The sequence below is a fragment of the Peptoniphilus mikwangii genome, from assembly GCF_000468535.1.
Classification (GTDB): Bacteria; Bacillota; Clostridia; order Tissierellales; family Peptoniphilaceae; genus Anaerosphaera; species Anaerosphaera mikwangii.
The window spans coordinates 716526-734839 of record NZ_AUQY01000002.1; the positions used below are offsets into that span (position 1 = coordinate 716526).

At 32.7% G+C, this 18314-nt stretch carries 19 protein-coding genes, 1 tRNA gene and 1 other RNA gene; 1 reads left to right on the top strand and 20 read right to left on the bottom strand.

Translation table 11 applies throughout. The features are described from left to right. Window positions 1-79: 79 nt before the first annotated feature. From M915_RS03800 to M915_RS03880, 19 genes are all read right to left on the bottom strand, one after another. Window positions 80-1051: an ATP-binding cassette domain-containing protein gene (locus M915_RS03800; RefSeq protein WP_009221905.1), complete on the bottom strand. Its 972-nt coding sequence runs from the start codon at window positions 1049-1051 to the stop codon at window positions 80-82. A 7-nt stretch (window positions 1052-1058) separates the two neighbouring features. Continuing rightward, window positions 1059-1742: a GTP-binding protein gene (locus M915_RS03805; RefSeq protein ID WP_009221904.1), complete on the bottom strand. Its 684-nt coding sequence runs from the start codon at window positions 1740-1742 to the stop codon at window positions 1059-1061. Continuing rightward, window positions 1743-2900, bottom strand: coding sequence for an ABC transporter substrate-binding protein (locus tag M915_RS03810; protein ID WP_036729489.1), 1158 nt, complete (start codon window positions 2898-2900; stop codon window positions 1743-1745). A gap of 194 nt (window positions 2901-3094) precedes the next feature. Beyond that, entirely contained in the window at window positions 3095-4300 is a 1206-nt protein-coding gene (locus M915_RS03815) for an ABC transporter permease (protein WP_009221902.1), read from the bottom strand. 3 nt (window positions 4301-4303) lie between these two features. Next, the gene (locus tag M915_RS07555; protein WP_009221901.1) at window positions 4304-4735 is read right to left on the bottom strand and encodes an FMN-binding protein; all 432 of its coding nucleotides are present in this window, start codon (window positions 4733-4735) and stop codon (window positions 4304-4306) included. After that, window positions 4735-5442 carry an ABC transporter ATP-binding protein gene (locus M915_RS03825; protein WP_036729491.1) on the bottom strand — a complete coding sequence of 236 codons (708 nt, stop codon included), beginning with the start codon at window positions 5440-5442 and terminating at the stop codon, window positions 4735-4737. Before M915_RS03825 ends, M915_RS07555 begins: the two co-directional genes overlap by 1 nt. A gap of 10 nt (window positions 5443-5452) precedes the next feature. Next, the gene (locus M915_RS03830) at window positions 5453-6586 is read right to left on the bottom strand and encodes an ABC transporter permease (protein WP_009221899.1); all 1134 of its coding nucleotides are present in this window, start codon (window positions 6584-6586) and stop codon (window positions 5453-5455) included. Window positions 6587-6598: 12 nt separating this feature from the next. After that, entirely contained in the window at window positions 6599-7882 is a 1284-nt protein-coding gene (locus M915_RS03835) for an ABC transporter permease (RefSeq protein ID WP_036729495.1), read from the bottom strand. A 15-nt stretch (window positions 7883-7897) separates the two neighbouring features. Further along, complete coding sequence (locus M915_RS03840; protein ID WP_051259783.1) at window positions 7898-9130, bottom strand: Fe-S-containing protein; 1233 nt, start codon at window positions 9128-9130, stop codon at window positions 7898-7900. Window positions 9131-9248: 118 nt separating this feature from the next. Next, complete coding sequence (locus tag M915_RS03845) at window positions 9249-9905, bottom strand: iron transporter (protein ID WP_036729837.1); 657 nt, start codon at window positions 9903-9905, stop codon at window positions 9249-9251. Window positions 9906-9918: 13 nt separating this feature from the next. Beyond that, a complete protein-coding gene (locus M915_RS03850; RefSeq protein ID WP_036729500.1) occupies window positions 9919-11217 on the bottom strand; it encodes an FTR1 family iron permease in 1299 nt (432 codons plus the stop codon). Window positions 11218-11242: 25 nt separating this feature from the next. Further along, window positions 11243-11911, bottom strand: a complete 669-nt coding sequence (locus M915_RS03855) for an ABC transporter ATP-binding protein (RefSeq protein WP_036729503.1) — start codon at window positions 11909-11911, stop codon at window positions 11243-11245. Between the two features lie 90 nt (window positions 11912-12001). After that, window positions 12002-12403 carry a DUF4418 family protein gene (locus tag M915_RS03860; RefSeq protein ID WP_036729507.1) on the bottom strand — a complete coding sequence of 134 codons (402 nt, stop codon included), beginning with the start codon at window positions 12401-12403 and terminating at the stop codon, window positions 12002-12004. 186 nt (window positions 12404-12589) lie between these two features. Beyond that, window positions 12590-12724 (bottom strand): FeoB-associated Cys-rich membrane protein, encoded by a 135-nt coding sequence (locus tag M915_RS07405; RefSeq protein WP_081689735.1) that lies wholly within the window; start codon window positions 12722-12724, stop codon window positions 12590-12592. A gap of 8 nt (window positions 12725-12732) precedes the next feature. Continuing rightward, a complete protein-coding gene (gene feoB, locus M915_RS03865) occupies window positions 12733-14883 on the bottom strand; it encodes a ferrous iron transport protein B (RefSeq protein WP_036729509.1) in 2151 nt (716 codons plus the stop codon). Window positions 14884-14894: 11 nt separating this feature from the next. Beyond that, the gene (locus M915_RS03870) at window positions 14895-15125 is read right to left on the bottom strand and encodes a FeoA family protein (protein ID WP_009221891.1); all 231 of its coding nucleotides are present in this window, start codon (window positions 15123-15125) and stop codon (window positions 14895-14897) included. A gap of 4 nt (window positions 15126-15129) precedes the next feature. Further along, window positions 15130-15369, bottom strand: a complete 240-nt coding sequence (locus M915_RS03875) for a FeoA family protein (protein WP_009221890.1) — start codon at window positions 15367-15369, stop codon at window positions 15130-15132. Window positions 15370-15612: 243 nt separating this feature from the next. Next, an RNA gene (gene ffs, locus M915_RS07410) (signal recognition particle sRNA large type) lies at window positions 15613-15876 on the bottom strand. Between the two features lie 4 nt (window positions 15877-15880). Next, window positions 15881-15972 (bottom strand) — tRNA-Ser (locus tag M915_RS03880). Window positions 15973-16122: 150 nt separating this feature from the next. Between M915_RS03880 and M915_RS03885 the strand changes: the two genes are divergently transcribed. Continuing rightward, complete coding sequence (locus M915_RS03885; protein ID WP_009221889.1) at window positions 16123-17103, top strand: biotin--[acetyl-CoA-carboxylase] ligase; 981 nt, start codon at window positions 16123-16125, stop codon at window positions 17101-17103. A gap of 288 nt (window positions 17104-17391) precedes the next feature. Here M915_RS03885 and M915_RS03890 read toward each other — a convergent pair whose 3' ends face one another. Beyond that, window positions 17392-18288, bottom strand: coding sequence for a radical SAM protein (locus tag M915_RS03890; protein ID WP_235043758.1), 897 nt, complete (start codon window positions 18286-18288; stop codon window positions 17392-17394). Window positions 18289-18314 lie beyond the last annotated feature (26 nt).

Consider the following 18314-nt stretch of genomic DNA (forward strand, 5'->3'; position numbering starts at 1 on the left):
TTAAGTATAATTAATTATATTATAGTAAATATTTATATAAATGTAAATTAAAAGAGCATGACATTAGCCATACTCTTAATCAATATAATTTTTCTCCGTGTCTTAATTTATTTCTTAAATCATTTACAAAATTGTCAATTTCACTTAACTTTCTTAAAATTTGTCTTTCATCTTCAGTCGACTCTATTATTTTATCTATTCCTCCATTTTTTATCACTATCCTCTTATCTGCCATAAGTGCAAGCATAGGATCATGTGTTGCCATTATTACAATCTTATCTCTTCTCATCAATAACTCTATTGCCGATTTTCTATCTATACCTGCATTTTCAATTTCATCAATTAAAACTATCGGACTTGATGACAGGTTTGCAGTATCACTTATCATAAGTGCTCTTGACTGCCCACCGGATAACGAAGTTATATAGGTGTCAAGATCAAACCCCTCCCCTGAAAGATTATTTGCATCTTTTATTATTAAATCCATTTTATCTTCAGGATCAACAAGTCGTGATTTAGCATGAAGTTCAATATATTCTCTAACAGTTAAATCCATAACAAAATTCATATTCTGCGAAAGTTGTGCAACTAATTTTTCATTTCCCGAAAATCTTTTTTCCGTTGGAATTTCCTCATCATTTATTAAGATCTTTCTTCCCGTGGGTGTATCTGCTCTTGCAATCCATTCTATATCGGCAAGAAGTCTGCTCTTTCCGCTTCCGGTAGGCCCTACAATTGAGACAACATCAGATGGCTTTAGAATTAATTTATCAAAACTTTCTTTTTTCCCATTCTTGTCATATCCCGAAAGAATTGTAAGTGATTTAAGCTGATTGTCCTCACCTAAAAATCTAAGCATCTGATTTAAGAATTCATTAAAATTATCTTCTATTATCTCTATCGGTACACCAAGTTCTTCCACTTGCTGTTCTGTGAGCGAACAAAGATATTCATGAAAAGTTTTCTCTTTAGAATTTTCTATATTTAATTCATTTGATAAAAAAAAGTTATCCATAAAAGGATATTTATCTAAAATTTCCCTAATAGTCATTTAGCACCTACTTAATTTTTTTAACATTTCCAAGCTGATAATCTTCTCCGACTCTTGTTTCTCCCAAACAATATGAACACAATGCCGTCGGCATCGGATATCTCAGCTTCATATTTTTCTCATCTTCAATATCATTTGCTCTGCTTTCAATTAGATATGATAATTCATATCCCCCCTGTCCTGAAAGTCCGTTTACATTAATTACAACAGCCCTTGGATTTACAGTCTGAACCTTAGAGGCAAATACCTCCCTTTCCGCCTGTGATACAATATCACCCTTAGTTATTACAACTATATCTGCAGATCTTAACATAGGTCCTATTTTTAATGGAGTATTTATTCCCGAAAGATTATCTATAACACAAATTGCGAGTATATTTTTTATATATGGGCTACATCTGTTGCATAACCCCGCAGATTCTGTAATCAACATATCAAGTTCAAGTAGCTTAGCCCAATTTATTATCTCTTCTATATTTGAAACAAAAAAGTGGTCGGGACAAAGTCCGCCAGATAATCCTTTTTTCACAGGTATACCTGCCTTTTCATAAATCAAATCATCATCCGTATAAAGACAATCAAATTTCACAACTCCCGTTTTTATATTTTTTCTCTTTAAATTTGAAATTGTCTTTATAATCACAGATGTCTTACCCGAACTTGGAGGTCCGGAAAATGTAATCATCTTCATTTAATCACCCAATTTAAAATATTTATTTATAATCTCAATATGCTCATCTATGTTATTTAGTAATTCCCAACCCGCAAATATAAGTTTTTGTTCCTTGGAGAACTGATTTTTTAAATTATTTGTAGTAACAGGAAACTTTCCGTTATTTGAAAATACACTTCCAACCTCTTCAGATAAAAGATAGTTTAATGTAGCTTTAATATACTCTGCACTTCCTTTTTTTACGCAAATAAGTATCGGGCTTACTATCGCTCCGTCCTCGGGCCAAATAACCTCAAGCTCATCACTTTGAACCAAACTTGCAAAAAAATATGGCGCTACTGAAACACAAGCAGTCTTATTTCTAATTCCGTTCACCATTTGTGAAGGATGCATACTTGATGCAACTGCATTTTTCAACTTCATAAGTCCATCTTCACCATATTTTGAATATATAGTCAGTACAAGTGCGTTATATAAATCTAAATCTCCAACAGGTATTGTCATCGACTGTGCATATTCCTCCGACAATACATCACTCCATGATTTTGGAATTTGTCTACCCGCAAGCTCTCTCTTATTAACTATAAATACCGCCGGTACTATTGCTATTATATTAAATCGGTTTTCAGGGTCTTTAATATTTTCAATTCGCTCTAAAATTTCACTGTTGAATTCAATTTCCGGAGCATAGTATTCACTTTCTATTCTATTTGAAATCTCTTTATTTAAAATTAATTCATATCCGGCAGATGTAATTAAATCAGGAAGATCCTTCCCGCTCTTTAAATTGTCAATTACAAAATCAAGTCCTAAATTTGCACTTCTAAAATCATATTTTATATTAAAAATATCATTTTTTTCATTATAATCATTTAATAAATCAATTAGAGGAACCCTGATAGGACATGGAACCGCTCCTGCTACTGTATATTTTGCAGTATTGTTGTTCAGTATTTCCTCTTGCATTTCAAATTTTCCGATATATCTTTCATATTCTTCTACAAAAAGTTCTGCGCTTATTCCTTTTATCTTTAATGCATCTTTCAGCTTAATCATTTTTGCCATAAGTTTAAATGCAGCAGGATTTTTTAAATTATCAAAACCTTTCATTATTAAAAAGTCTTTTAACTCGCTGTTTTCCATACATAATGAATATACATCTCTATTTAAATTCATAATACACCTCTCATTATTGATATAGTATATTATTTACGGCAATATTTCCGTAACATATGTTACGATTTTTAAAATTTTTTATACTTAATTTTCCAAACATAAAATGTCAGAAATATTAAATTTATTATATTTAAATAAGGATAACTCTTTACCGTTTTCAATAAAAAGTTATCCTTATTTAAATGCTATAATTTTCAATCATTTTCTCTAAGAAGTAATCCCATTTCCTGTTTTTCCATTTTATTTAGTGCTACTATGGACGCCAACGGTCCGAGAAGCGAACCTGCCAAAATTGTAAATAAAAGCACTGAAAATAAACCTATTATATTCGGCGATAAAAATGGCATTTTAAATGATAAGCTAAGTGCCTTACCGAATAATAATGATATTATAAATGAAAATACTGAACCGAACACCGCTCCTGTCATATTTATCATTAAAATTTCTGCAAGACATATCGATTTAAGCTTTTTCTTTGTTGCCCCCAAAATTCTAAACATTGCAAATTCACGTTTTCTTTCTTTAATTGAAATGGAATATACCAAAGTCAAAATAAAGAAAGCCAATATCCATAAAAGTGCTATAAGAGCATATATATATGTCAATAAGCTCTGCATATTATCTGATACCTGTGTCATCATCTGTTTAGCGAGCAGCGGATATATCTGTTCTCCCTTAAATTCATCTGCCAGCTTCTTAAAAACATCTTTAGGATTTACTCCTCCTTTAACTTTTACCATTACAGACGAAATTAAATTTTCTTGTTTTGAAATAGGATGTCCTAAGATTTTTTCATATTCTTTTGCAAGTCTTTTTGTTTCCTCCATTGTCATAAAAACAGTATTGTCGAATCCCATACCCGTTTTTGCAAGACGACCCTGTATTTCAAACGGTTGATTAAAAAATCTTACATTTGATTGATAATCTCCTACTATATTATTCCCAACAACTACTTGTCCTTCTTTTAAAGGAAGTTTAACTTGTTTTTCAAGCCATGGAGAAACAATGAAGTCCTGTTCAAAGTCAATTCCTATTATCTGAATCGGAAACGAACAACACCCCGCAGACAGTGTTGCCAGAAATAATTGAGGTGATGCCTGTTCCACACCTTCAATACTTCTTACTCTATCTGTTACAGCTTCATCAAGAAAAAAACTGTTAGGCTCCCCTCTTAATATTGCTCCTGTGATCTTACTGTCATATCCCTCTGGTACAACAATAATATCCGCTCCCATTCTATTTGACAGTGATGTCATCCCGTTTTTTAAACTGAGTATTAAAAAACTGCTCATAAACAAAATGAAACACAAAATCCCGGTCAATACCATCATCCCATATGTCCTTGCCGGTTTATTGGCAATATTCTTTTTTGCCAATCCAATTACATTTAACTCTTTCATTTTTTATTCCTTAGCATCTTCAAGTGCACGATTTACTGCATCTGTAAAACATTTATGAGATACCGTTGCACCGCTTATTACTTCTACTTTGTTTATATCTTGTTTATCTATAAGCATATTCGGATATTCCTTAGTTGCCTCTACTGCTCCTTGAGCAATTTTATATAATCCCGGATTTGAAATTTTTCCGTCAATTTTTCCATATTCTTCATTTTTTTCCTGTCCGGAGGAATCTAAATTATCCTGCTCACAAGTTTCAATCTTGCCGTCTTTTACTGTAAGTCTTAATACAATTTTTCCGCCCCAATCATCAGGATCGCTTTGAGCAGTATATTCTCCGTCTTTATATGAAATTGTGCTTTCTTCTTGTTCTTTATTATTTCCGCATCCTGCTAACACAAAAATTAAAATCATCAATAATGCTAATTTTTTCATCAGATAAACTCCTTTAATTCATTAGTTGTAATAATCGGTCTTTGCCTTTTTTTCTTTTCTTCTCGTGCAATCTTTCCATGCTCTAAAACTACCATTCTCTCCGCTTCATCTCCAACTTCAGGATCATGTGTTACCACAATAATTGTACTGCCTGCATTGTGAAGTTTTTCAAAAATATCCATTACAAGATATTCATTTTTTTCATCCAAATTTCCGGTAGGTTCATCAGCCAAAAGAAGTGCCGGATGATTTATCAATGCTCTTGCTATACAAACTCTTTGCTGTTCTCCACCTGACAACTGATTTGGAAGGTGTTTTGCTCTGTCTTTAAGTCCCACCGCTTCTAAAGCCATCATAGCTTCTTCTTCATCAGGCATGGAATGATAATATTGTGCCATCATTACATTTTCCAGTGCAGTAAGATAATTTACCAAGTGGAACTGCTGAAATATAAGCCCTATTTTGTCTCTTCTTATAACAGTGAGCTCTTTAGGTGACAATCTCGAAATATCTTGTCCCTCCAAAACCACTTCTCCGATTGACGGCTTATCCATACAACCTATAATATTCATCATAGTTGTCTTTCCGCTTCCCGACGGTCCCATTATGGCAAGCCATTCTCCCTTTTCAACATTTAGGTTAATTTTGTCAAGAGCTTTTAATTCTCCATATATTTTAGATACATCTTTAAGTGTAAGTATATTCATTATATTCCCCCTATTCTCCTCTTAATACCAATGCCGGTTCAACATCTACCGCCTTGCTTACGGGAAGCATACACGCAAGTACAGTTATTATCACTGAAACAATAATTGTAAGTGGTATTAACGTCCATAAAAAACTTACTTTACGAGCAAATACACTTATACTTACCTGCTGGGCAAATACATATCCCAGACTTACACCAAGTGCACCTCCGGCTATTCCCAAAATTACTCCTTCTCCCAAAAAATCTGTCACAACAGATTTATTTGAAGCACCTAACGCTTTTTTTAGACCTATCTCTTTACGTCTTTCCATTACTACCGCCATCATTGTAGTATATACACAAATCATTATTATAAAAAGAACAATTACTGTTACTATCCATATCAATGCCTGTAACTTTGTTAGTACAATATCTTGTGATTCAGTAACTCTTTTTACCATCTGAGGAGTAAGTTCTTTATCAGCAGCCGCAATGTCATTTACAATTTTCTGTATCTCTCCTTGTTCTGCTTCGATACTACATTCTACAACATCCAAATTTTCTTCCGATATTATAGCTTTTAGGTCTTCAAGTGATGTAAAAATTAACTCTTCTTCTTTCCCGCCGGTTGTTACTACTCCTGTTATAGTAAAATCCGTTGCAGTTAATTCTCCGTCATCTTTCGGTGTATTAATCGTAACCTTATCTCCTGCTGAAAGCCCTATCACCTTTGAAATTTCATTCCCAAGTAAAACTTCTCTTGATTTTTCAGGCCATTTTCCATGAATTAACCAATACGGGCTGTTTTCTCTTGCCTGTTTTAAATCGGTTCCTGCAATCATATATGGCTGTTCATTTATCTTTGCATTTTGATATATATATGGTGCAATTCCCACCAATTTATTTGCAGGAATTATCCTTCTAATTTCCTCAAGCTGCTCATTAGTAATTTTTTTATCTGAGTCAGTCGGAATTACAATCATATTTGCTCCGTAGGATCGAAACTCTTTTCCCATTTGCCTTGGAATATCATAATATATTGTAACAAGTCCTGATAAAATTGTAGCTCCCATCGCGATAGCAAGAAGTGCCGTAAACATTCTCGAACGTCTTCTGGCAAGTGAACCAAGCACCATTCTCCAATACATAGTCCTTTTTTTCATAGCTTCTCCCTCCTATCTTCCATGCAATACTTCTGTGGGATTTAATTTTAAAAGATACTTAATAGATGGAATACTACCTAAAATCGTAATTAATAAAATTAATATTACTACTATAGGAATAACCATAGGCGCAGGTGCAATGGCAGAGCCGAAAACCTTATATCCTATTATCTGAGTAAGTCCCAATCCAACAAAATATCCCGCAATTCCTCCCGCAATTCCTGTGAGTATTATTTCCGTCAGTATAGTTCCTATAATTTTCCCATTACTTGCACCAACTGCTTTTTGAAGTCCTATTTCAGCACTTCTCTCCATAACTCCCGCTGTAACAAGGTTTGAAATACCAAGTGCAGATCCTATAAGACTAAGTACTGTTATAAGAACCATTAAAAGTGTAGTCTTATTTAAAATATCTCCTTCAGATTCAGCGACCTGTCTAATAGGTTTTGCTACCGAATCTGTCATTACCTCTTGAATTTGGTAGCATATCGCACTTACATAAGCAGTACAATACCAAACCTCCCACTCTTTAATAGTAAGGCTTAGAGGATTTTTTGCCGCTTTTCTCGCTAAGTCATTATCCGGTGTAGTAAGAGCGCTTACCTCAATTCTATTTACAACATTTTTCTTATTTGCAAAATCCTGAGCAACTTTTAGCGGCACAAATATATATTGATCTTCATCACTACCTGAATTAAAAATTCCCTTGACTTTCAATTTTCTGGTCATATTATCAGTTTTTATTTCAAGTTCATCTCCAAGATTAAATGCATTTCTTGTAGCAAATACTGTTCCGAGCATAACGCTGTCCTCGTCAGAATCACTTAACCACTCACCTTGAACTTCCCACCAATTTTTTAATCTTATCATTCCGGTATCAATCTGTTCTCCTGTAGGAAGATCCATATGATTGTCAAACCATGTACCAACCATTTTTGTATCAATAACTTCATTATTTACATCAACCCATACATTGAAATATGGTGTATAATCTACGATGTTATATGCCCAAAATATAGTTTTTATATTTCCAAGTTCATCTTCTTTTAAATATTTTTGAACTGTACTCTTCTTTTCTTCCATACCATATATATCGTCTAATAGGGATGCTTCCTTCGGAAGTACATTTATGTTTGCTCCATAGGCCTTTAATTCTCTGTTTACTTTATCACCAACACCAAGCATTGTGTTTAGCATAGAAGTAGAAAGACTTGCTCCAAGTGCAATAGTAAATGCAATCATGAGCATTTTTCCCTTTTGACGAAAGAGTGCACCTCTTATCATTCTCCAAAACATAGCTTTGCCTCCCCACTATTTAAATACATACGACATAGCATCTAAATCTTTAGTCTGTATCTTTATCTTTTTGTCATGAACAACATAAGGAAACGGTATTGGATTACAGCCACCCTTAAATCCGATAGTTCCCCTATTCATAACTACATCACAAAGCTTGCAGACAACATCATTATTTCTCTCAAAATATCCCGACGGTCCGCAAATTTCACATGCATCTAAAACTACCCCATAGGAATTTTGTGCTTTTTTTATTAAGAAAAACCTGACATCTACACCGTCAACAGAGTGATATATATATCTGTGCAAATGATTATCCTCTAAAATTTCAAGCGGAACAACTATAAGCCCTTCCTCCATTTGATATTCTTCAGGCTTTGAAAGAGCTACTTCTCTTCCGGCATAATTTTTTATAACTGTAAGTGATAAAATATTTATTACAATTAATATTAGGAAAAATTGTGCCCAGTGTCTACAATTTCTCATTCTAAACTTTATTTTTCTAAGTTCCGCATTATTTCTATACGATTCTTTAATCTTTATGTTGCCTTTCCATAATGTCAATGGAACTAAAACAAGAAACATCATCATAGCAAATGTTATATAACTCTCATGGTTTATAATTGCAGCAATCATTTTAAATATCCAAGCTCTTCTCGGTATCAATCCCAATGAATACAATCGTTGAACAATTATTATGACTTGATTTATTCCTCTTATAATCAAAGTTACCAATACAATTCTTTCAAGTTGTTTGCTTTCCAATCTGATTCCTGTACTATATAATGCAACTGCCGATAAAATCATCATTGTGATTCCGAATACATATCCTATAACACGAAATAACACCATTGTACTTACTGCACTTTCACCATAATATACAAAATTATTCATTTGAACAAATACAGGCGGTAAATAATAGAAAAATGAGCTTATTATATAGAGCATCAATAAAATAGTATATATTTTTTCATAGAGCTTGCCTATTTTTTTTCTGAACGACTTTTCAAAAATTATAAATATTAAAATAAAAATAAGTGAAATAACAACCGGAACCATACTCCAAAAGCTAAGAGATGTTCGATTTAATAAATTTGGAATAGAACGCAGTACTGCTGATATTATAGCTGCAATAAATCCAAGCACTACACTTATTCCCACTACCCATTTTTTAGTTTCTCTTCTGTCAGTTCTATAATATGCAAGTAATATTGATAATGTTAATGAAAAAGCTATACCGGCTTCCATAACTTTAATAAATATCTTTAAAATAGGATCACCCCCTACAATGTCATAAAGGATCGAAAAAACTTCCGATCCTCTATTTCAAATTCGTATTTAACCTTTTAAAACCAAGGCAAAAGTTTTACCATTGTGGTCCTGCCCACTCAAAGTCAGGCCATTCTACAACTATCGGTTCTGTCCAGAATCTTCCTGTAACACCTGTTTCCTTATCTACGTGTAATAAGTAATCATTTCCCGGAGCAGAGATTACAAATTTAACATTATATTTTCCTAAACCTTCTTCAAATTTAATGTTTGCTCCATAGTGAGGACCATCTGATGCGTTCATAGGCATAAATGCAACCTCTTGAACCTTATCAGATCCTTCTTTTTGAATCAATGCTTTAACTTTTAGCCAAGGAACGAAATCTCCTGCTCCATATCCAAGAGTTGCTCCTTCTGCAGAAGCACTTATATCTGCTTCAATATGGCAGTCAGATTCTTCTTTTGATAAACTGTTTCCTGCCGGTTCCATATCTACAGGTTGAAAATAAACACCTGCTACAACAAGTGGACCATGTTCTTGTTCATCACCAATTGGAAATTCATCAAATCCTGCATCTTCTCCAGGTGCTGCCGACTCTTCAGCCTTGTTTGTATTTTTTTCTACATTTTCTTCCATCTTGTTTTTTGGTTCATTTGTAGTCGAACTATTGTCCTTCTTACCACAAGCTGTCGCTCCGAATACAAGTATTAAAGCTACAGCTAAAGCCATTATTGAGTTCTTTCTTTTTAACATAAATAATCCTCCTTTAAGATTGTTTATTCTGAGCAGCTTCAAGCTCAGCCCTCTTCTTCCTGTTATTTTTATTTTGATATATAACAGAAATTATAGTTACTACTAATAAAATTATTTGTGGAACCAAAGTTTCTACACGATCATAAACGCCAAGAAGTTCAATTGTAAATCCGTTCATTGCAGTTATTATAGTTCTTCCTATAACTCCAGCCTCTTGAAGTTCAAAAACTCCCTTCCCAATAAACGAAATACACAGTATGAACATAAGCCAACTTGTAGCTGTGAAGAAAGGTTTTAACGGAAGCCTTACGCTAAGCTTTGCAATCGCATAATATACTACAGCTAAAACTGCTATTGCCACTGCAAGTCCGCCCCACATATATGACGGGTTATTGGAAATATTGGAACGCATACCTTGGAAGAATAAAATTAACTCCGCCCCTTCTCTTGCTACTGCTAAAAATGCAGTGAAAGCTAAAGTAATCATATTTCCCTTAGTAATCGACTGTTCTACCTTAGTTTTTATATATTGATTCCAAACTTCAACTTCTGATTTTGAAAGCATCCAATTACTAACATAGAACAACACGATAACTGCTACAAACATAGCAATACCTTCAAATACTTCTTGTCCGACACCCGAAGTACTTTCCCCAAGTTTATCTGCGATTACATTAAACATAACAGCTAAAATTACACTAAATATAATTCCTAAAACTGCTCCCATGTAAACACTTTTCAAATAATTTTTATTATTAGTCTTTACTAAATATGCAGCTATTGCCGCAACAACTAAGATAGCCTCAAGTCCTTCTCTGAGAGTAAGACCTAAAACCGAAATAAATGTATTGAACCCTGCAATGGTTTCAGAGCCGGTATCACTTTCGGAACCGGTAGTTCCGTCAAGTTCATGAGCATCCTCATGAAGCATTGTAATTAAAGTATCAATTTCTTCTTTTACTTCGTCTAATGAAGAACCTCCTTTAATAGACTTTTTTGCCAAATAAAATTGATGCTCCACATCAGAACCTCTTTTACCGGAAATCCTCGACATTACAGTTTTTTCAAAACCTATTTTTTCATAAAATTTAAAATATGCAATATTAATAGAATCTATCGCATCCTTTGCTGCCGTATCTCCGCCTTTTTCATAAATATCAACTGCATTATTAAGATGTTCACTCATTGCATCTGCAACCTGAACCCAGTTTTCATACTTTGTCTCTGCATTTACATCCGTAATACTTCCAAACATAAAAACCATAATCAATAAAAAGCAGACTACATTAATTTTCAAAAGATTTTTTTTCATTTTAATTCCTCTTTTCACACACCGGCTATCTTTCAGACAATTTACCGTCATTCATCACAAGAACTCTATTTCCATACTTAAGTATATCTATTTCATGAGTAACAATTATAAGAGATATTGATTCCTTATTTATCTCGGAAAACAAATTCATTATCTCCTTTGTAGTGTCAAAATCCAAATCAGATGTAGGTTCATCTGCTATTATCACTTTAGGACTATTCATAAGAGCTCTTGCAAGTAACACTCTCTTTATTTCTCCGCCGGATAATTTATTTGGAAATTCATCCTTTAAACTTAAAATTCCCATCCAGTCTAAAAGCATTGATGCTCTTTCAATACCGTCCCCATCTCTTTTAAACAGATAATGTGGCATTCTGACATTATCAAGCACAGTAAGATTCGGAAGCGTACCCAATGATTGAGGAACATATCCTATAAACGAATTTCTATACAAACTTCTTTGTTCATCATCCATCGACTCTAAATTTTTTCCTTCAACTAAGACTTTTCCTGAAGTTGGATTTAAAATTCCCGACAATAAATTTAAAAATGTCGTCTTTCCGCTTCCCGAACGACCTATTATATGAACCATTTCATTCTTATTCAAAGTAAAATTAATTCCATCTACCACACGAAACTTTCTTCCTCCACGAGAAAACTCTTTAGAAAGACTTTTAGTTTCTAATAAAAACATATACTTCTCCCTAACTGTATCAAAACAAAACTCACACTGGCTAAAAGATTTAAAAAGATACCTTACATCCTATTCAATCTTAAATCACCACTATGAGTTAGCCTTATCTTTCTTAAATAAATAAATAATATTAAGTAATATATAAATACCGCTTAATAGACAAACCATAGGTTTCGTGTGTGTATTACAATGCATAGTGGGCATCTGACAACAACCTATAATTTTTAAGGGCATTAACAAAGCAAGAACACCTAAGATAATATTTGAATGTATCATTCCCAATGAAATGCGCTCATCTTTTACAAATAAAAAAATTACGGCGCATATAACAATAGCTATACCTAATGCTATTACAGCATTGCCCATCCAATGGCATTTCATAAAATGACCATCTTCTTTAGGTGGACAAACAGTAGCTAAAAATGTAGGTGTAAGCGCCAACAACACTCCCAGAACAATGAATAAAAATCCGAATACTTGTTTTTTCTTCATTTTTCTTATCTCCTTTTTTAATTAGCCTGAATAAACATCAAGCTCATCTGAATTATACCAAACTGTAATCTCAATTTATTTCCCTATATTTTGATTATTTACTATAATTTGAAAATTATTATCATAATAATCTAAAAAAAATAGGTGCCTATCGGATATTCCCTAATAGGCACCTATTTTTAAGTTTTATTTTTTCGGTTTGCAGCTATTATTACATGATTTACAGCCGCAATCACAACCCTTTGAATTTTTAATGTGCTTTATAGCAAGTACTATAACAATTAAAACAATTATCAGTGCTATTATAGTAGGTTTATTCATATTATACTCTATGCCTCCTCAACACTTCTTCTGACTTCAGTTTTTTTACTTTCATATTTATTAGGTCTAAATAATAGATAAAGATATATCACCAATATTATTGATGCAACTGCTGTCCAAGCCGTAAACGGTTCTCCTTCAATTACTCTTCCGAATTGATAAATCATAAGAGCTATTGTATATGAGAATAACATTTGATATCCTATTGCAAATCCAAACCACTTATTATCTCCCATTTCTTCTTTAATTGCTCCCATAGCTGCAAAACAAGGAAGTGTCAATTGATTGAAAAACATAAATGATAATATGGAAACTGTTGTAAAGTTTGCATTGATTACCCCAAGAAGTCCCGGATCATCTGCAGCTACCTCTCCAAGCCCCGCAACAACACCATAAGTTCCAACTACTACCTCTTTAGCAACAAGTCCAAGAATTGTTGCTACAGTTGCCATCCAATTTCCAAATCCAAGCGGAGCAAATATCCACTGTAATTTCTTTCCTATAAATGAAAGAATTGAATCAGTTGATGAATCGGCAAATTCTCTAAATTCAAAATTAACAGAAATATTTTTCAAAAACCAAATAACTACTGTACAAAGTAAAATTATAGTTCCCGCTTTAATTATAAAAGCTTTGCATCTGTTTAAAGTAGCCTTAGTTATATTCCTTATACTCGGCATGTGATATTCAGGAAGCTCCATTACAAACGGTGCAGGATCTCCATGAAATTTATTTGTCTTTTTTAATATAAGACCTGAAATAATTACTGCAACAATTCCTCCAAAATACCAAATAGGTCCATACCAAGCATGACCTCCCAATACGGCGGCAAACATTGCTATAATTTCTGTTTTAGCTCCGCACGGCATAAATGATGCAACTGTAATAGTCATCCTTCTGTCATTATCATTTTCAATAGTTCTTGTTCCCATAATCCCCGGAACAGAACATCCTGTTCCCATTAAAATAGGTATAAAGCTCTTTCCGCTAAGACCGAACTTTCTAAAAATTCTATCAAGAATAAATGCAATTCTTGCCATATATCCAACATCTTCAAGAATTGAAATTAATAAAAACAAAGTTGCAATTATAGGTAAAAATCCAAGTACGCCGCCTACACCGCCTATTATACCTTCTGTTATAAGTGAATTTAACCATTCTGCAACGCCTATTGACTCAAGAGCTGCACTTGCATTTCCGCCAACTATTTCACCAAATAACACTTCATTTGTCCAATCAGTTACAGGTCCTCCTACTATTGTTATAGCAAGATAATATATTCCATACATAATAACGGCAAAAATCGGAAGCGCCAAAAATCTGTTAGTTACAATTTTATCTATCTTATCAGATACTGTAAGACCTTCTCTGCCTTTTTTTACGGTTTGTGATACAATCTCCGTTACAAAATTATATCTCTCATCTGTAATAATTCCCTCTCCATCATCATCCAGTTCAGTCTCTGCCCCGGAAATAATTTTCTCAATTTTTTCCTTTTCAGTATCTGTAATTGAAATTTCAGAAGATATTTTCAAGTCTCTTTCAAACAATTTAATAGCAATCCATCTTTTAGCCGGATTGTTTCTTATAGAATTTACTGAATTTTCAATCTCTGAAATATATCCTTCAACATTTTCAGAAAATGCCTTTATTTCACTTACATTATTCCTGTTTTCAACTTCATCTGTTGCAACCTTAATTAAATAATCCAAGTTGAAATTTTTAAGTGCAGAAATTTCAACAACTTTACAGTTTAAAAGCTTTTCAAGTTTTTCAGTATCTATGATGTCATTATTTTTCTTCACAACGTCCATCATATTTAATGCCAATATGATAGGTATTCCAAGTTCTGATAACTGAGTTGCCAAATACAAATTTCTCTCAATATTTGATGCATCTATTACATCTATAATTACATCCGGATGTTCATTTAATAAATAATCTCTTGAAACAACCTCTTCAAGAGTATATGGTGATAAAGAATAAATTCCCGGTAAATCTGTAAATTTTATATCTCGATTTTTTTTATACTCCCCGGTCTTTTTTTCCACAGTTACTCCCGGCCAGTTACCTACATATTGATGCGAACCGGTTAAGGCATTAAACAATGTAGTTTTACCACTGTTCGGATTTCCTGCTAATGCTATTGTAATAGTCATAATATCCCCCTCTACTTAACGACTTTTTCTATTTCAATAAATTCTGCATCAACTCTTCTAATGCTTAATTCATAATTTCTTAAATTTATCTGAATTGGATCTCCCAACGGAGCTACTTTTCTGATATATATTTCCGTTCCCTTAGTTATTCCCATATCCATAATTCTTCTCTTCAACGGACCTGCTCCATTTATTTTGATAATTTTATAATAACTTCCAACTACAGCATCCTTAAGTGTCATAATATCACTCCTTTATTTCTTCAACCATAATAGCCATTGCAATATCATTTCCAATTGCAACTCTTGAATCTTTAAGCTTAACAATTAAATTTCCGTTTGTTTCACTAACAACAGAAATTTTAGCTCCTTCTACAAAACCTAAATTAATCAAATGTCTTTCATAATTCAATCTCTTTATTTTCTTCTCACGAATTTTTACAATTTTAAAATCTATATTTTTAGGAACCATTAGAAGGTTAAGCATTATACCACCCCCACAATGATATGTATTATCATATCTGACGTTAAAAAAAACAATTTTAAAAATTGTTTTGCTAAATTGATATTAATAATTAACTTCAAAAGTATTATAACATATTTTTTTATAAAATTTAACAGTAAATTTAAAAAATATTATCAAATATAACTTATATTTTTTGATATATAATAAATGCACTTTTTATTAAAAAAACGCAAAAAAATATGCCCTATCAGGCATAATATGTAACCATGAACCCATCATCGAAATTAAACTACACACGGTACCCAAGCAGTTAACTCAAATAAGGCACCCCTGCGGCACACATAAAATCTTGCTTAGTGCTGCTTCCGTCAAGACCTGACACGGTTCACAAGCATACGTTGCGCAGGACCCTATTATCAACGCCACACACTTGGGGCAGGCTGCACAATTTAAGTCCTCCGATGGGAATTCAATCCTGCTGTAGCGATTGCAGGTTACAGGGCATCGCTAATTCCCCATCTATCATGGTTTATGGCGGAAAGAGGGGGATTCGAACCCCCGATACGCTATTAACGTATACCCGCTTTCCAGGCGAGCGCCTTAAGCCAACTCGACCATCTTTCCACACTTAGATAATAATTTTAACCTTTTTATTATTCTTTGTCAAGATTTACAAAATTACATAATATATTGCTGAGACTGAAATGATATATAAGTTTTAATTGTTTACCGTTAATATAATATGTGATAGTATTCTAAATATGAGGTGATACAATGAATACTAAAGATAATATTTTAAAAATCCTCGAAGAAAATAGAGATAAATATATGTCAGGTGAAGTATTGGCAAAAGAACTGTCTCTATCAAGGACTTCAATTTGGAAAGCTGTAAAATCATTAAAAGAACAGGGCTATGAAATTAAAAGCTCAACAAATAAAGGATATAAAATTGATGAACGATGTGATAAATTATCCTCTTTCGGAATAAAAAATTATTTAATACCGCAACTTAAGGACATTGATATATATTGTTATGAGACAATAGATTCCACGAATACTCAAGCCAAAAGACTTCTGTATTCTAAGGATCTTGAAAACTTTACGGTTTTAATTTCAGATGAGCAGACAAAAGGAAGAGGGCGAAAAGGAAGAAGCTTCTCTTCTCCTAAGGGAAGCGGAATTTACATGACAATAATTCTGTTTCCAAAAGATAACTTCAAAATAAATTCATTTGATTTAATAACAGTACGCGCAGCAAATGCAGTTGTAAATGCAATAAAATCCAAAACTGATAAGGAACCTAAAATAAAATGGGTAAATGATATCTTCCTAAACCATAAAAAAATATGTGGAATACTTTCAGAAGCAGATTATGATTTTGAATCAAAACAGATTAAATCAATAATAATCGGAATAGGACTTAACTTTTCAACAGACTTAAGTGCTTTTTCTAAAGAGCTTCGTCCAATTGTAGGATCACTTCTCCCAAAAGACTTGCTTAGAAATGAATTTATAGGCGAAATACTCAATGAATTTTACAAAGCATGCTATGAGCAACAAAGAGAAGAAATTTTAAAAATCTATAAGGACAATTCATTACTTCTCGGAAGAAGTGTAAGTTTTGAAAAAGATTCAAAAAAATATGAAGCAACGGCTATTGATATAAATGAAAACGGCAATCTCATAGTTGAACTTGAAGACGGCTCCATAATTAGTTTATCAAGTGGTGAAGTTTCAGTTAAGGGTCAATTTTAACTTTACATTTTTAAAAATTTATATTAAAATGGTTTAAACCCTTGGGAATAGATTATTATTAACTGTGGAAATTATATTTGTTGATAATTTTCTATTACAACTCCTGCAATGCAGGAGTTTTTTATTGCAAGTAAAAAAGACACCCCGTCGGTGTCTTTTTATGTATAGCTGGGAAGAAAAAAGATGATTGAAGAATATCCACTGTTCGTGGAAATATTCACAATGTAATAATATCATATCAAAAAAACATTTGCAAGCCTTTTTCACGAATTAATTGAAAATTTTTATCTATACCTTATTTACATTGAAATTTGGGATAAAACTTTCGGTTGCAGATTCACCATCTTGTATGAAAGCATTTTCAATTCCAAGTTCTATACAAAAATCGACAAGTTCATTATATTCTCTTTCATCAACCCTTTTATTTAAATTATCATACTTGAGCTTTCTGACAGGAGTATATTGACTCATAATACTAAAAATTATATCATCGGAGTATTTATCATATAAATATTTGACAACTTTCTTACTATCTTCTATATGTTCAGGTAAAAGAAGATGTCTTATGACGAGTCCTCTTTTTAAGAGTTCTCCATCATACTCAAATCTGCCAACCTGATTAAACATCTGCTCAATAGCATTACTTGCAATCTCAAAATAATCAGCAGCTTTTGAATACTTCTCAGAAAGTTTTTTATCAAAATATTTTAAATCTGCAAGATAAATATCAATCTTTCCGCTAAGCAACTTTAAACTTTCAACTTTTTCGTAAGATGACGTATTATAAACTATCGGAATATTAAGTCCTCTCATTTCAGCAATATCTATTGCATCGGCAATATTTAATATATAGTGCGATGGAGTTACAAGATTAATATTATGTGCCCCCTTATTTTGAAGCTTTAAAAAAATATCTGCAAGTTCACTTTCATCAATACACTTTCCAAAATTTTCTATTGCAATTTTATAATTTTGACAATATACACATCTTAGATTACAGCCTGTAAAAAATATAGTTCCTGAGCCATTTTTCCCTGTTATGGGAGGTTCTTCCCACATATGAAGACTCGTATGCGAAACATATAAATTCGCAGGCATCTTACAAAACCCGGTTTTATTATATCTATTCACGCCACAATTTCTTGGACAAATTTTACAATTTTCATATTCTATATACCTTTTCATAATAATATTATACCTTAAAATCATAA

Coding starts and splice junctions, on each gene's coding strand:
- M915_RS03800 (WP_009221905.1), bottom strand. CDS start 1,051: ATGACTATTAGGGAAATTTTAGATAAATATCCTTTTATGGATAACTTT.
- M915_RS03805 (WP_009221904.1), bottom strand. CDS start 1,742: ATGAAGATGATTACATTTTCCGGACCTCCAAGTTCGGGTAAGACATCT.
- M915_RS03810 (WP_036729489.1), bottom strand. CDS start 2,900: ATGAATTTAAATAGAGATGTATATTCATTATGTATGGAAAACAGCGAG.
- M915_RS03815 (WP_009221902.1), bottom strand. CDS start 4,300: ATGAAAGAGTTAAATGTAATTGGATTGGCAAAAAAGAATATTGCCAAT.
- M915_RS07555 (WP_009221901.1), bottom strand. CDS start 4,735: ATGAAAAAATTAGCATTATTGATGATTTTAATTTTTGTGTTAGCAGGA.
- M915_RS03825 (WP_036729491.1), bottom strand. CDS start 5,442: ATGAATATACTTACACTTAAAGATGTATCTAAAATATATGGAGAATTA.
- M915_RS03830 (WP_009221899.1), bottom strand. CDS start 6,586: ATGAAAAAAAGGACTATGTATTGGAGAATGGTGCTTGGTTCACTTGCC.
- M915_RS03835 (WP_036729495.1), bottom strand. CDS start 7,882: ATGTTTTGGAGAATGATAAGAGGTGCACTCTTTCGTCAAAAGGGAAAA.
- M915_RS03840 (WP_051259783.1), bottom strand. CDS start 9,130: ATGGAAGCCGGTATAGCTTTTTCATTAACATTATCAATATTACTTGCA.
- M915_RS03845 (WP_036729837.1), bottom strand. CDS start 9,905: ATGTTAAAAAGAAAGAACTCAATAATGGCTTTAGCTGTAGCTTTAATA.
- M915_RS03850 (WP_036729500.1), bottom strand. CDS start 11,217: ATGAAAAAAAATCTTTTGAAAATTAATGTAGTCTGCTTTTTATTGATT.
- M915_RS03855 (WP_036729503.1), bottom strand. CDS start 11,911: ATGTTTTTATTAGAAACTAAAAGTCTTTCTAAAGAGTTTTCTCGTGGA.
- M915_RS03860 (WP_036729507.1), bottom strand. CDS start 12,403: ATGAAGAAAAAACAAGTATTCGGATTTTTATTCATTGTTCTGGGAGTG.
- M915_RS07405 (WP_081689735.1), bottom strand. CDS start 12,724: ATGAATAAACCTACTATAATAGCACTGATAATTGTTTTAATTGTTATA.
- feoB (WP_036729509.1), bottom strand. CDS start 14,883: ATGACTATTACAATAGCATTAGCAGGAAATCCGAACAGTGGTAAAACT.
- M915_RS03870 (WP_009221891.1), bottom strand. CDS start 15,125: ATGACACTTAAGGATGCTGTAGTTGGAAGTTATTATAAAATTATCAAA.
- M915_RS03875 (WP_009221890.1), bottom strand. CDS start 15,369: ATGCTTAACCTTCTAATGGTTCCTAAAAATATAGATTTTAAAATTGTA.
- M915_RS03885 (WP_009221889.1), top strand. CDS start 16,123: ATGAATACTAAAGATAATATTTTAAAAATCCTCGAAGAAAATAGAGAT.
- M915_RS03890 (WP_235043758.1), bottom strand. CDS start 18,288: ATGAAAAGGTATATAGAATATGAAAATTGTAAAATTTGTCCAAGAAAT.